This window comes from Mycobacterium sp. NGS35, assembly GCF_059812855.1.
Genome location: NZ_JCALDL010000003.1, coordinates 1 through 13,578, shown reverse-complemented (window position 1 = coordinate 13,578; position 13,578 = coordinate 1). Strand labels below are relative to the sequence as shown.

Sequence of the window (13,578 nt, the reverse complement as noted above, 5' to 3'; positions counted from 1 at the left end):
CGACGCGATCGTGCAGCCCAGCCCGGAGCCGCCTAGCCGAGGGCCGCCTTCGCATAGAGTTGTCGTATGCCCGCAAAATCTGACCCAGCTGAAATCGGCGACGTGGAACCGTTGGCTGACAGCACCGCTCGCCAGGCGCGTCGGGTGGTCGCGGCGTACGCGACCGACGCCGACGAGTGCCGGATCTTCCTTTCGATGCTCGGCATTGGACCCGCGAAGAACGAGTCATAGATGAGTCCGTCGGCGGACGATGCCGGCACGACCAGCGGACGCGGAACGGGCTCAGAGTTCGTCGTGGTGGCCAACCGGCTGCCCGTCGACATGGAGCGCCTGCCCGACGGCACCACCGCTTGGAAACGCAGCCCCGGTGGGCTGGTCACCGCGCTGGAACCGCTGCTGCGCCGGCGAAGCGGCGCCTGGATCGGCTGGCCCGGCGTTCCCAGCACTGACGAGGAACCCATCTATCAAGACGGCGTGCACCTGTATCCGGTTTCTCTGAGCGAGAACGACGTCGCCGAATACTACGAAGGCTTCTCGAACGCGACACTGTGGCCGCTGTATCACGACGTGATCGTCAAACCGATGTACCACCGGGAGTGGTGGGACCGCTACGTCGACGTGAACCGGCGCTTCGCCGAGGCCACGTCGCGTGCCGCGGCGCGGAACGCCACGGTGTGGGTGCAGGACTACCAACTCCAACTGGTGCCCAAGATGCTGCGCGAACTGCGCCCGGACCTGACGATCGGGTTCTTCCTGCACATCCCGTTCCCGCCGGTCGAGTTGTTCATGCAAATGCCTTGGCGCACAGCGATTGTCGACGGGCTGCTGGGCGCCGATCTGGTCGGCTTTCATCTGCCCGGGGGCGCACAGAACTTCCTGATCCTGGCCCGGCGGCTGCTGGGCGCCAACACCTCCCGCGGATCCGTCGGTGTGCGTTCGAGATTCGGTGAAGTCGAATGCGGCTCCCGCACAGTGCGCGTGGGCGCATTCCCCATCTCGATCGACTCCGCTGAACTCGACCGCAAGGGCCGCGAACGCAGCATCCGCCAACGCGCCAAGCAGATCAGGGCAGAACTGGGCAACCCGCGCAAAGTGCTGCTCGGTGTCGACAGGCTGGATTACACCAAGGGCATCGACGTTCGCCTGAAAGCATTTTCGGAACTTCTCGCTGAGGACCGCGCCAAGCGCGACGACACCGTGTTCGTTCAGCTGGCCACGCCCAGCCGCGAACGCGTCGAAAGCTACAAGGTGCTGCGCGAAGACATCGAACGGCAAGTCGGCCACATCAACGGTGAATACGGCGAAGTCGGCCACCCGGTGGTGCACTACCTGCACCGCCCCGTGCCGCGGAACGAGCTCATCGCGTTCTATGTGGCCGCCGACGTCATGCTGGTGACGCCGCTGCGAGACGGCATGAACCTGGTGGCGAAGGAGTACGTGGCCTGCCGCAGCGACCTCGGCGGTGCGCTGGTGCTCAGCGAATTCACCGGCGCCGCAAACGAATTGCGCCAAGCCTACCTGGTCAACCCGCACGACTTGGAGGGAGTCAAGGATTCCATCGAGGCGGCGCTGAACCAGTCCCCGGAGGACGGCCGCCGACGGATGCGCGCGCTTCGCCGCCAGGTGCTGACCCATGACGTCGACCGCTGGGCGCGCTCATTTTTGGACGCCCTGGCCGGGCGGCTGGAGTCTTAGAGGACTTTGATCGAGTTGATCAGCCACTTACCGTCGACGCGCTGGTAATCCACCCGGATTCGGCTGCCGTTGTATAGCGGCTGCCGTGATTTGTCGGTCCAGGTCTGGTTCAGGTACACCATCACCGCGCCGGAATTGCGATGCGCCTCCATTACTCCCACACCGACGACGTTGACCTGGCTCACCATCTGACGGTCCCGCGCCTGGGGGATGATGTCCTTGTTGGCCTCGTCTCGGAACTGCCGCCGGAATTCGGGTGTGAACATCAGGTAGGCGTTGTCGAGGGCGCGCTCGACTGTCTGAAAGTCGTAGCCGAAAATCTTGGGTACCTGGACCTTCGCCAGCGGCGGAAGTTCCTCGCGCGCTTGCTGTTCGGCGCGCAGCTCCACCCGGTTCCAGTACAGCCAGCCTCCCGCACCGGCGAGCGCGACGAACGCAGCGGCGAGCATACTCACCAATCCGGTGACGAGCCAGCGCATCAACTGCCCCCGTCGGGATACTTCATGTCGGTGGTGGTCATCTTCCCCGTATCGAAGTCCTGGTGGACCACAACCCGCCAGCGCATCGGCTTCGACGGCATGTTGTTGCCGTCCCTGTCGCTTTGGGTGATCCTCATCGAAACCAGCACGGTGGCATCGTTGCTCACGGAGTCGAAGCTCTCCAGCGCTGCCCCGTTGACCACCGCCTCGGAGCTGTGGCCAGTGCCACGCAAGAAGGCTTTCAGGTTCGCGATGTGATCATTGCGTGCCCATTCGTCGCGCAGTCCACCGCTGATCTGGCCGTAGAACTGGTCGACGCTTTGTTCGACGCTGTCCGGTTTGAACGTGTACATATTCACCAGCGTCTGGGTGGCGGTGTCGACGAATCGCTGGTAGCGGGCCTGCACCAGTTCCGCCTGGTGTTGTTGCCGCAACATGAGACCCACCAGGCTGCCCAAAGCCAGGATGCCGACGATGACGACCGCGGACGCCACCGCCGCCACAAGCCGCCGATGCGCGGGCCGGCGCGGCGTACGTTTCGGCTTGCGCGGCTTGGGTGCTTCATCGACCTGCTTGTCAACCCGGACGGTGGTCGTCGCCGCCGGCGTACTGGCGGCAGGTCCGGCCGGCCGGACCGCACGACGGCGCACCGGCGTCGCGGTGGAGGTTTCGCGGGTCGTCACTAGGTCTGCCTCGGATCGAGCATGAGATCTACCCACTTCTCTTGGGGGCGCAGTCGGTCGGCGCCGGGCGCATATATCGCGGTGTTCCCATGCGCGTCGACGAACTTGCCGCTGTGCTGGTCGTAGGTGCTGTATGAAACACCGCTGGCCCCGGGCTGTGCCACCTGTCCCGGAGGAAGCACCTCGGGATTCGGCGGCGGCGGCGGCGCCGGTGCCGGCCCAGGCTGCGGCACCACCGGCGGATAGGGCCCCGGCGACAGCGGCGGTGGCTGCGGGTTGGCTGGCGGCGGCCAGGCATCCGGATACGGCGCAGGCGGCACCCATGCCGTCAGCGGAGGTGGCGGCCCGTTGTCGTTTGGCGGCGGTGGCACCGGCCACGGCTGATGTGGCGCCGGGCCAGGCCCGGGCTGCGCGCCGGGCGGCAGCGCACCCGGCGGCACGGGGTAGCCCGGATCCGGATCGGCTTCGGGCGGGATGTACGGATACTTATTAGGCGGCAAGACGTTTCGCGGATCGGTCACTGGTGTCCCGGTGGGCACCGGCGGGCCACGCCACGCATTGTTCCCGAGGGGAACGTACCCGCGAGGATCGCGGCACAGCTGGATCGTCGGGGCTCGCTTGCCGGGGAATTCCTGGCAGGGATAGTTCCGCGCTCCGCGCACCGCGCTCGGATCGTTTTGCGGCACTTTGCAGTACATGTCCTTCGGAAGGTCACGGACGGTCTGATCCGCCGGTGGCCGGATGAACTGCGGCGGCAGGAAGCCCACGGAGCACGGCGGCGGGTCGCCGAGGTCGATCTTGAAGTCCAGCTTGGCGCCTTCGTCGTACGGGACACCACCGCCGCTGGTCACCAGCCCCGCTATCAGCGCCGGGAAGATGACCAAGGCTTGCTCGATCGACTTGTTGTAGATGACGCCGACGCGACCGAGGTTGGCCAGGCTGGCGGCCAGCACAGGGAACGACGGCCGGATGCCGGCGAACGTGTTGCTGGCCTCGCCGGCCGCGCCCGGCGCGGTGGTGAGCACTGCACGAAACTGCGGATCGGCTTGGCGCAGTTCAGTGGTGAATCGGGCCAGCCCGTCAGACAGCGACCGGATGTCGTCGCCGCTGCGGATTTGCGCCTGCAGGAATGGTCCGACCTGGTCGATGAGCTGCTCGGTATCCGGCCAATTCGCGTTGGCCTCGTCGACCAGCAGGCGCGCCGACTGGATGAGCCGGGCCAGCTCGGGGCCGGTGCCGTTGAACGCCTTGAACGTTTCGCGTAACAGGTCTTGCAGCCGGGTGTTGCTGATGCTGCTCACCAACCGGTCTGCTTCCTTCAGCAGTCCTTCGACGTCCTGGCCGATGAAGGTGCGGTCCTGCTCGATGCGCGATCCGTCGTGCAGGCCGCTCTTGGACGGGTTCTTCGGCGGCACCAAATCCACGTACTGTTCACCGACCGCCGACACACTCTTGACGGTGGCGGTGACGTTGTCCGGGATCTTGTATTTGGTGTTGAGCCGCATGTGGGCCTCGACGCTGTCATCGGTCAGCGACACCGCTTCCACGCGTCCGACCGTGACACCGCGGTAGGTCACGTTGGCATTCTTGTAAAGCCCGCCACCGGATTTGAAGTCCGCCGTGATGTTGTAGGCACCAATGCCCAACCGGGCCGGCACGTGGAGGTAGAACACGGCGATCGCGCCGACGCAGATGACGGTGACGATCGCGAAGATCGTCAACTGGATACGCGCCAATCGATCAAGTATCAACTCGGTGGCACCTCTTGCCCGGAGGCGGTACCGGGCGGAATCTTGAACGGATCAGCCGCTTGGCCGTTGAGGTTCGCAAACGACCCGATCAGCCAGTCCGGCGGATTGACCACCTCGTTGATGTGCTGCATGTTCGGGTCGAAGAACGACGTCGTGAAGATGGACTCGCCGAGCCGGCGGATGGTGAGGTCGAAGGTGACGAACACGTTGAGGTAGTCGCCACGGACGGCTCGGCGCAGATAGCGGGTGGTGAACGGGAAGGTTGGCAAGAGGTCCAAATCCGAGATGACGTCGGCCCTGTTGTCGTTGATCGGTTTGATCACCGCGTACAGGTCCTTAAAGTCCGCCGCGATGTCGTCCTTTGTCTCGGACAGTACGTGTGCCGCCACCGTCGCGAAGCTCTGCAATGCCGCGAACGTGTCGACGATGTTCTTGCGGTTGTCGTTGAGCACCTTCAATGCGGCAGGCAGGGTGTCGAGCGCTCGGCTGAGGCTGTCCTTGTGGGCGGCCAACGTGCTTGCCAGTCTGTTGAGCCCATCCGCGGTCGCGATGATGTCGTTAGTTTGCGCATTCAGCGCAGCGGTGAACTCGGCGAGCCGCGGGATCAGATCAATGAACTGCCCCTGGCGACCGGCGACGGCCGCGTATGCCTCGTCGGCGATGTCGCCGAGCGCGCCGAGATTGCCTTTGTTCACCACGACCCCGAGCGCCGACAGCACTTCTTCGGTCGTCGGGTAGCGGCTGCCGTTGGCCAACGTGATCTTCGATCCGTCCTTGAGCTGACCAACCGGTCGTTGCCCGATCGGCGCAGCCAGCTCGACGTGCTGGGAACCCAGCAGAGACGTCTGCGCCACCCGCGCCACCGCGTTGGCCGGCAGCTTGATGTTCTGGTCCAGCGAAAGCTTGACTGCCGCATAGAAACTGCCGTCCGGCCTCTGTACGGCCGTCACGCCGGACACGCTGCCCACCGTCACGTCGTTGACCATCACCGGCGAGTTCTGCGGCATCGTCGCCACGTCGGGAACTTCGACGGTGATGCTGTAGGCCCCGGGACCGTGGCCGGCCGTACCCGGCATGCTCAGCGAATTCAGGCCGCCGAACTGGCATCCGCCCAGCAGCACCATCCCCGAACCGAGGGCGACAGTGCGCACGCCACCGCGGCGCAGCTTGCGGGACAGCCCTGGCAGCACCGTGCGGGACATGCTGAGCGGCAGAACTTTTCGCGTCATCCGCCGGCCCCCGGCTGTGGGGGCGCCACTGGCTGCATCGGCGCGACACCTTCGGCCGGATAGGGCGCACCGGAATCCGGCGATGACGGGCCGGGCAGCGGAGGTGACGTTTGGGGCCCCGGCGGCGGCCCTCCGGGTTGCAGAAACTGCGGCTGTGCCGGCGGCGGCGGCCCCGGCGCAACATTCGGCGGCAACATCAGCGTGCCCGGACCGGTGTCGCCGATGCGCGGCGGAGTCCGGCCCTCGGCCGGAACCCACTGCAAATACGGCAGATACGTCTTGGCCTTGGCTTCGGTCGCCGGGGTGTCGTAGAGGATCTGACCCTTGTACGCAGTCATCGTGTTGATTGGATGGAACAGCAGCGGCGGGTAGTTCATTGCAAGCCGGCGCAGCACGGGCGCCATTCTCTCGCGGCAGATCTCGGTCCGCTTGATGTTGTCCACGTAGAAGTTGCCCTCGAACACACCACCACAGATGAACTGCACCGGGTTGGCGAAGTTCGGCAGTGATAGCAACCCTGTTGCGGCGCCCTGCGCGGGATCGTAGATGTTGTAGAAGTTGGCCAAACCGTTCGGCGCGACGTGCAGAATCTGCTCGATGTCCTCGGACTGGTCCGAGAACAGCTTGGTGAGCTGAGACAGCTTGTCGATCTGGCTGATCAGCACAGAGTTGTGCTCGCTCAGGAATCCGCGCACATCCTCCAGTGCCTGGTTCAAAGTGCCGAGCGTGTTGTCGAGGCTGGTCGAACTGTCAGCGAGCACCTGCGACACCGACGCCAGATGCCCACTGAATTGCATGATCTGCTGGTTGCTCTGCGACAGCGCATTGATCAAAATCTTTAGGTTCTTGACGGTGCCGAAGAGATCCGTGCGGGAATCGCCGAGCCGGCCGGCGGTCTGTGACAGCTCACGCAGCGCCTGACGGAACGATTCGCCGTTGCCGTCGAACGTGTCGGCGGCCTGGTTGAGGAACTCACTGAGGGGGCCCCGCATCGACCCCGCTTGTGGCCCAAGGGAAGCGCTGAGCTTGGTCAGCTCCGACTTCACCTCGTCCCATTCCACCGGCACCGCAGTGCGATCCAGCCCGATCGTCGCGCCATCGGCCATCATCGGCCCGCTCTTGTAGGCAGGAGCGAGCTGAATGAAGCGAGCAGACACGATGTTAGGCGCCATGACCACGGCGTGGGCGTCCACCGGAACCTTCACGCCATCCTTCACCGACATCGTAACTTTGACCGACTGCGGTTGCGGCTCAATGGACTCCACACTGCCGACCGGCACGCCGACGATGCGGACGTCGTCACCGGGGTAGAGTCCGACGGCCGACGTGAAGTAGCCGATGACCTTGTGGCCCTTCCGGCCGGGCCACACAAAATAGATGCCCGCGACCAGTACGACCACCAACACGGCGACCAGGACGTAGCGGACCCACCTCGGCCGACGGGATGCAATCTGTGCCGTCATGGCGACTTCGGCCTAATGATCAGTCGCTCCGAGATGAAGCCGCGCAAGTAGTCCGCGAGGCTGTCGGGCAGCTTGCCGGGCTGGAAGTAGGAGTCCAGCAAGACTTCTGTGAGCTGAGGCGGTGGCAGGCCGTACAGGTTGACGTGGAAGCCCGGCCCCGACGCCACCACCTCGCCCAGTGTGGTGGCGTACGGCGGAAGTCGCCGCAGCGCCTCACTGATGTGGTCACGCCGCTGCAGCAGGTTGTCGAGCACCGCGTTGAGCTTGCGCAACGCCGGACCGAACTCGCGGCGATTGTCGGCGACGAATCCCGAAATCTGCTCAGACACCGGCTGAATGCTGGAGATCAATGTGCTGATGGCGGCGCGGCGTTCATCGAGCGCGGCGAACAGCTGGTTGCCGTCGACCACCAGCTGGTTCACCTGACCCGCCCGGTCGGCCAGCACCTTGGTGACAGAGCGCGCACGCTCGAGCATCTGCGCGAGCGCCTCGTCGTTGGCGTTGATGCTGCGCGACAGCGCCGCAACGCCGTCGAGCGCTTGGCGCAGCTGCGGCGTCGCGTCGCGCAGCGATTCCGTCAGTAACCCGAGGGCGTGGGTGAACCTTTGCTTGTCCAGATCGTTGGCCGTTTGTCCGAGATCCTGAAGCGCGTTGTTCAGGGTGTACGGCGTGGTAGTGCGGTTCAGCGGGATCGTGGTGGACGACCCCCGGCCGGCAGGCGTTATCGCCAGCGACTTCTCGCCGAGGATGGTGTCGGTCTTGATCGACACCAACGACTGGTCGCCCACTTTGATCTTACGATCGACGGTGAAAGTCACCTTCGCGACATCCTCGGCCAGCGCAATGCTTTTCACCTGCCCCACCGCAAGTCCCGAGATGTTGACACTGTTGCCGGGCGAGATCCCGCCGGCGTCGGTGAAATACGCCTCGTACGTCTTGCCTTGCGGCCAGAACGGCAGCTTGTTGTAGCCGAAGGAGACCAGCACGACGCTGACCACCAGCACGATGCCGATGACTCCGGTGCGAAGTGGATTGCGGCCCTCACCCATTATCCGAGCACCTGCCCTTCGACGGGTCTGGGGCAGCACCCACAGGTATCAGCATGTCGCTGTCCGAAGGCGTCGCGCCGGGCGTTCCCGGCGGCCCTATCGACGGCCCGTTGATCTTGATACGTGTCGAACAATAGAAGATGTTGAAGAACGCGCCGTAGGCGCCAAGGCCGCTCAGCCGCAGGTAGTTCTCGGCGAGCGGATCGACCACTCGGTTGATCTCGTCCTTGCGGTTGTCCATTTCCGTCGCGAGCGGCCGCAGATTCTCCAGCACACCCTGGATCGGGCGGCGCGAATTCCGAAGTGTGTCAGTCAGATCTGACGCAGCCGAGGCCAGCGGGTTAAGCGCACCGGCGATCGGATCACGGCCTTCGGCCAGTCCGGTCACCAATTTCTGCAACTGGTCGATGCTTTCGTTGAATTGGGCGCTTTTCTGGTCAACTGTGGTGAGCACGGTGTTGAGATTGTGGATCACATCAGAAACGACCTGGTAGCGGTCCGCCAGGGTCCGGCTGAACGAACCGGTGCTGGACAGCAGGTCTGCCAGCGCGCCGCCCTGGCCCTGCAGCAGCTCGATGATCGCATTGCTGATCTGATTGACCTTGTCGCCGCTGAGCCCTTTCAGCACCGGGCGCAACCCGCCGAGCAGTGCGTCGAGATCGAGCGCCGGCTCGGTGTGCTGAATTGTGCCGCCCGGCGGCACTTTTCGCAACTCTCCCGGACCGGAGGTGATTTCGAGGTATCGGTCACCGACGAGGTTTTGGTAGCGGATCACGGCCTTGGTGGACGTGTACATCTGATAACGCTTGTCGACGGCGAAGGTGACCTCGACCTTGTTGTCCGGATTGAGCTTGAGGTCCTTGACGCTGCCGACCGGAATGCCGGCGATGCGAACGTCATTGCCGCCCTTGAGCCTAGACGCGTTCTCGAAGACGGCGTGGTAGGTGTTGGTCGACGAAAACCGGAATTGCCCGAATACCACCACCAGGCCAGCGGTCACCAGCAGCATCACGACAGCGAAGATGCTGACCTTCAGGAGAACTTCGCGTTGCCCCGACACTAGAAATCGTCCCGCTCTGCGAATGCGCCGTTGAACAAGAACTGCAGCGTCGAAGGTGCGTCCACCTGCACCTCGGTGAACGGCTCATAGGGGACGTAGGCGTTGTCGGTGACCAAAAAAGGTGCCTTGAACCAGGACCCACCGAACTGCTTGGTGGGTATCTTCGGCAGGCCTCGGCAGTTCGGACCGCCCGTCGCGTTCACGATGGGCAGGCTCTCGGGGTAGGTGTACGCCGGTACGCCGAGGAGGAAGTTCGACGACGTGAACAGCCCGGGGCGGGTGCCACCGATGGCCGGGTTGAACTGGTCGATCGCCTGCTTGATGCCCTGGACGATGCAGCCGAACTCCGGCGAGTAGTCCGAGAGTACCTTGAGCGGCACGCGGAACCGCTGCAGCGCAGCGATCAGGTCCTCCTGCGCAGGCTCGAGCGTGGCAGTTCCGTTGTCCGCCAATCCCGTTGCCGCGAGCAACGTTGCGTTGAGGTTGTCCCGCTCTTCGACGATGGTGTTGCTGATGGTGGGCACGTTGTCGATCACCGTGGCGAGGTCGGGTGCGGCGTCGCCGTAGATGTTGCCCACCGCAGCGGCCTGCTGGAAGTCCGACTGCAGCGTCGGCATCTTCGGATTGATCTTGGCCAGGAACTGGTTCAGGCCCGACAGCGTGGCGCCGGCGTCATCACCCCGGCCACGTAACCCCTCCGCGACCGCCGACAAAGTCGCATTCAAGTCGATCGGGTTGATCTTGTGCAGCAGCTCGACCAACGTCTGGAACAACGTGTTGACCTCGAGCTGCACCGAGGAGACGTGCACGGTGGCGCCGGGCTGCAGCGATTTGCCCGAAGGCTTCGGCGGCGGAATGAATTCCACCGACTTGGCGCCGAAGATCGTGTTGCTGGCAATGCGCACGTCGGCATTCCACGGGATGTAGCGCATCTGACCGCTGTCGATTGCGGCCGTCAATTTGGCCTGGTCGCCCGAGTACGCGATGTCTTTGACCTTGCCGATCTGGATTCCGCGGTACTTGACCTTTGCGTCCTTCTCCATCACCAGGCCGGCGCGCGGCGACGTGATGGTCACGGTATCGGTGGAGGTGAAAGCGGCTGTGGTAGCGAGGTAGGTCAGCACGGCGAAAGCCACGATCACGGTCGCCAACACTGCGGCCGCGATCCTGACGGAGCGCGTACGTGACCCGGAATTCGCCATCTTCCCCCTCTATCCGGAAAGGTTGAAATTACCGGACGGGCCGTACACGGCGAGAGAAATGCACAAAGTAATCACTACAACCACAATGAGCGACGTACGCACCGCCTGCCCCACCGCGATGCCGACTCCCACCGGCCCCCCGGACGCGTTGTAGCCGTAGTAGGTGTGCACCAGCATCACCGCGATCGACATGGCGATCGCCTGCGAGAACGACCACAGCAAATCCGTGGGAATCAGAAACGTGTTGAAGTAGTGGTCGTACAAGCCGCCTGACTGCCCATTGATATAGACAGTGGTGAAGCGAGCCGCGAAGAACGCCGCCAGCACCGACAGCGAGTAGAGCGGAACGATCGCGATCAACCCTGCGACGATCCGGGTGGACACCAGGTACGACACGGAGTGAATCGCCATGGCCTCGAACGCGTCGATCTCTTCCGAGACCCGCTGGGCACCTAATTGCGCCGTGGTGCCCGCGCCGATGGTGGCGGCCAGCGCAATCCCCGCGATCACCGGCGCGACGATGCGGACATTGAGGAACGCCGACAAGAACCCCGTGAGCGCTTCGATGCCGATGTTGCCGAGCGACGAGAAGCCCTGCACCGCGATGACCCCGCCAGAGGCCAAGGTCAAAAACGTCGCCACGCCCACGGTGCCTCCGATCACCAGCAAAGCACCGCTGCCCAGCGTCATCTCGGCGATCAGCCGGACCGTTTCCTTGCGGTAGCGCGTGACAGCGTTGGGAATCCACCGAAGCGACTCTGCGTAGAACAGCGCCTGCTCGCCAAAGGTGTCCACGGCATTGGGGACGCCGGTCAATACGCGCCGCAGCCGCAGGGTTACGTCGTAGCTCATGGTTACCGGGCCAGCACTCGGACGCCGATCGCGGTCATCAGGACGTTGATCACGAACAGACAGATGAACGCGTAGACCACGGTTTCGTTGACCGCATTACCCACGCCCTTCGGGCCGCCCTTCACGGTCAGCCCCCGGTAACAGCCCACCAGGCCCGCGCAGACGCCGAACAGTAGCGCCTTGACCTCGGCGAGCACCAGCTCGCCTAGGCCGGTCAAGACTGTGAGTCCGTCGATGAAGGCGCCGGGATTGACGCCTTGCAGCAGCACCGAGAACACGTAGCCGCCGGACAGGCCGATTGCGCACACCAGCCCGTTGAGCAGCAGCGCGACCAACGTCGACGCCAGCACGCGTGGCACCACTAGCCGCTGGATCGGGTCGATGCCGAGTACGCGCATCGCGTCGATCTCTTCGCGGATGGTGCGGGCGCCCAGGTCTGCGCAGATCGCGGTGGCGCCGGCCCCGGCGACCACCAGTACGGTGACCACAGGCCCCAGCTGGGTGATCGTTCCGAACGCAGTGCCGGCCCCGGACAGGTCAGCGGCACCGATCTCACGCAGCAGGATGTTGAGTGTAAAGGCGACCAGCACCGTGAATGGGATCGCCACCAGCAGCGTCGGCACCAGTGACACGCGGGCAATCATCCACATCTGCTCGAGGAACTCGCGGAACTGAAACGGCCGGCGGAAAGCCGCCCGCAGCGTGGCGCCAGACATTTCGAAGAAGCCGCCCACGGCCCGAGCCGGAACCGCGAGCTGATCCTTCACTCGGCCCCCTTTCCCGGGCGTGCGGGCAAGATCACTGCTCACGGGCGAAGCCGGTGAATTGGCTGGCGCGGCGCTTTTCCCACCCCCCGACAGGACGCGAGGCTGTGTGAGCCGGATCATACTAACTAGAACAAGTTCGGGGAGTCAAAGATGGGAGAAAGTAACCGTAGCTCCATACTCTTCCTGTTCGAAGCTTGCTGTGAGCTAGATCTCTAGAACGTGTTCTAGGTGTCAAGGTGCCGTCGGTTGACGGTGGCGTCATTATCGGCCTCCCATCAGCTGGGTCGCCGCGAACGTCAGCTCAGGATCCCGGTCAGCAAAGTATTTCTGCAAGGTGGCGCTGAGTTCGTCCGCTGCCCAGGCTGGGCCATCGGCGGTGAACCGCTGCTCGGCGGTGGGCGCAGCGACCAGCGTGATCGACGGCCCGTAGACAATGAACAGTTGCCCGTTGACCGCTTCGGCAGCCGGTGAGGCCAAGAAACGCACCAGCGTGACCACATGGTCAGGCGACAGCGGGTCGATGTCGGCGTCCGCGGGTGCCTCGCCGAACACGTCGGCAGTCATGGCGGTGCGGGCCCGCGGGCAGATCGCGTTGGCACACACACCGTAGCGGCGCAGCGCCCTGGCCGCGGACAGCGTCAGCGCGGTGATGCCGGCCTTGGCGGCTCCGTAATTGGCCTGTCCGGCCGGGCCGGACAGGCCGGCTTCCGACGAGGTGTTGATGAGCCGGCCCCAGGTCTGCCCGCCCGCCTCTTTGGCGCGCGCCCGCCAATACGCGGCGGCGTTGCGGGTCAGCAGGAAATGCCCACGCAGATGAATCCTGATGACGAGGTCCCAGTCCTCGTCGGTCATGTTGAACAGCATCCGGTCGCGAGTGATCCCGGCATTGTTGACGACGATGTCGAGGCCGCCTTCACGCTCAGCGGCGGACACCATCTCGTCGGCGGTCGACCGTTCGGCGACATCGCCGGCCACCGCGACACCCTTGCTGCCCGCAGCCTTGATTTCGTCGAACACATCAGATGCGTCCAGCGCCGCGGCCAGGTCGTTGACGATCACGGTTGCGCCTGCGTGGGCCAGCCCGATCGCTTCGGCCCGACCCAGGCCGGCCGCGGCACCGGTGATCACCGCGACGCGACCGGACAGATCGGTCAACTGATCGGCCTGACGGCCAGCCTCATGCCCCTCAGATGCGCTCAAGTTATGAATACCTCTAGTCCTTCCGCAACAACGCGGCGCGGGGGCATTCGGCGATCGCCTGCTCGGCCAGGTTCTCCTCGTCGGCCGGCACCGGATCCTTCTTCACCACCGCGTAGTCCTCGTCGTCGAGATCGAATAGGTCTGGCGC

The 13,578-nt window shown here is 64.5% G+C and carries 14 protein-coding genes; 2 read left to right on the top strand and 12 right to left on the bottom strand.

What is annotated here, in order from left to right; genetic code table 11:
• Nucleotides 1-66: 66 nt before the first annotated feature.
• Both AC5Y4C_RS07420 and AC5Y4C_RS07415 read left to right on the top strand, forming a co-directional pair.
• On the top strand, nucleotides 67-231 hold the full coding sequence (locus AC5Y4C_RS07420; protein ID WP_499907012.1) for a hypothetical protein: 165 nt from the start codon (nucleotides 67-69) through the stop codon (nucleotides 229-231).
• Nucleotides 232-1,695: an alpha,alpha-trehalose-phosphate synthase (UDP-forming) gene (locus tag AC5Y4C_RS07415; protein WP_499907014.1), complete on the top strand. Its 1,464-nt coding sequence runs from the start codon at nucleotides 232-234 to the stop codon at nucleotides 1,693-1,695. It begins immediately after the preceding gene.
• Here AC5Y4C_RS07415 and AC5Y4C_RS07410 read toward each other — a convergent pair.
• The 12 genes from AC5Y4C_RS07410 to AC5Y4C_RS07355 form a co-directional block, all read right to left on the bottom strand.
• Nucleotides 1,692-2,174: a mammalian cell entry protein gene (locus tag AC5Y4C_RS07410; protein ID WP_499907016.1), complete on the bottom strand. Its 483-nt coding sequence runs from the start codon at nucleotides 2,172-2,174 to the stop codon at nucleotides 1,692-1,694. The two genes, AC5Y4C_RS07415 and AC5Y4C_RS07410, sit on opposite strands and share 4 nt — an antisense overlap.
• Nucleotides 2,174-2,857, bottom strand: a complete 684-nt coding sequence (locus tag AC5Y4C_RS07405; protein WP_499907018.1) for an Rv1363c family protein — start codon at nucleotides 2,855-2,857, stop codon at nucleotides 2,174-2,176. Before AC5Y4C_RS07405 ends, AC5Y4C_RS07410 begins: the two co-directional genes overlap by 1 nt.
• Complete coding sequence (locus tag AC5Y4C_RS07400; protein ID WP_499907474.1) at nucleotides 2,857-4,605, bottom strand: virulence factor Mce family protein; 1,749 nt, start codon at nucleotides 4,603-4,605, stop codon at nucleotides 2,857-2,859. The genes AC5Y4C_RS07405 and AC5Y4C_RS07400 overlap by 1 nt, the downstream gene beginning before the upstream one ends.
• A complete protein-coding gene (locus tag AC5Y4C_RS07395; RefSeq protein ID WP_499907020.1) occupies nucleotides 4,605-5,837 on the bottom strand; it encodes an MCE family protein in 1,233 nt (410 codons plus the stop codon). Before AC5Y4C_RS07395 ends, AC5Y4C_RS07400 begins: the two co-directional genes overlap by 1 nt.
• On the bottom strand, nucleotides 5,834-7,300 hold the full coding sequence (locus tag AC5Y4C_RS07390; protein ID WP_499907023.1) for a virulence factor Mce family protein: 1,467 nt from the start codon (nucleotides 7,298-7,300) through the stop codon (nucleotides 5,834-5,836). Before AC5Y4C_RS07390 ends, AC5Y4C_RS07395 begins: the two co-directional genes overlap by 4 nt.
• Entirely contained in the window at nucleotides 7,297-8,349 is a 1,053-nt protein-coding gene (locus AC5Y4C_RS07385; protein WP_499907025.1) for an MCE family protein, read from the bottom strand. The genes AC5Y4C_RS07390 and AC5Y4C_RS07385 overlap by 4 nt, the downstream gene beginning before the upstream one ends.
• Nucleotides 8,342-9,409 (bottom strand): MCE family protein, encoded by a 1,068-nt coding sequence (locus AC5Y4C_RS07380; protein ID WP_499907027.1) that lies wholly within the window; start codon nucleotides 9,407-9,409, stop codon nucleotides 8,342-8,344. Before AC5Y4C_RS07380 ends, AC5Y4C_RS07385 begins: the two co-directional genes overlap by 8 nt.
• A complete protein-coding gene (locus AC5Y4C_RS07375) occupies nucleotides 9,409-10,611 on the bottom strand; it encodes an MCE family protein (RefSeq protein WP_499907029.1) in 1,203 nt (400 codons plus the stop codon). The genes AC5Y4C_RS07380 and AC5Y4C_RS07375 overlap by 1 nt, the downstream gene beginning before the upstream one ends.
• 9 nt (nucleotides 10,612-10,620) lie before the next feature.
• Nucleotides 10,621-11,463 carry an MlaE family ABC transporter permease gene (locus AC5Y4C_RS07370; RefSeq protein WP_499907031.1) on the bottom strand — a complete coding sequence of 281 codons (843 nt, stop codon included), beginning with the start codon at nucleotides 11,461-11,463 and terminating at the stop codon, nucleotides 10,621-10,623.
• Between the two features lie 2 nt (nucleotides 11,464-11,465).
• On the bottom strand, nucleotides 11,466-12,230 hold the full coding sequence (locus AC5Y4C_RS07365) for an MlaE family ABC transporter permease (RefSeq protein ID WP_499907033.1): 765 nt from the start codon (nucleotides 12,228-12,230) through the stop codon (nucleotides 11,466-11,468).
• Nucleotides 12,231-12,491: 261 nt separating this feature from the next.
• Complete coding sequence (locus AC5Y4C_RS07360) at nucleotides 12,492-13,385, bottom strand: 3-oxoacyl-ACP reductase (RefSeq protein ID WP_499907477.1); 894 nt, start codon at nucleotides 13,383-13,385, stop codon at nucleotides 12,492-12,494.
• A 58-nt stretch (nucleotides 13,386-13,443) separates the two neighbouring features.
• Nucleotides 13,444-13,578: ferredoxin (locus tag AC5Y4C_RS07355; RefSeq protein ID WP_500008316.1), on the bottom strand; the 135-nt coding region annotated here is incomplete at its 5' end.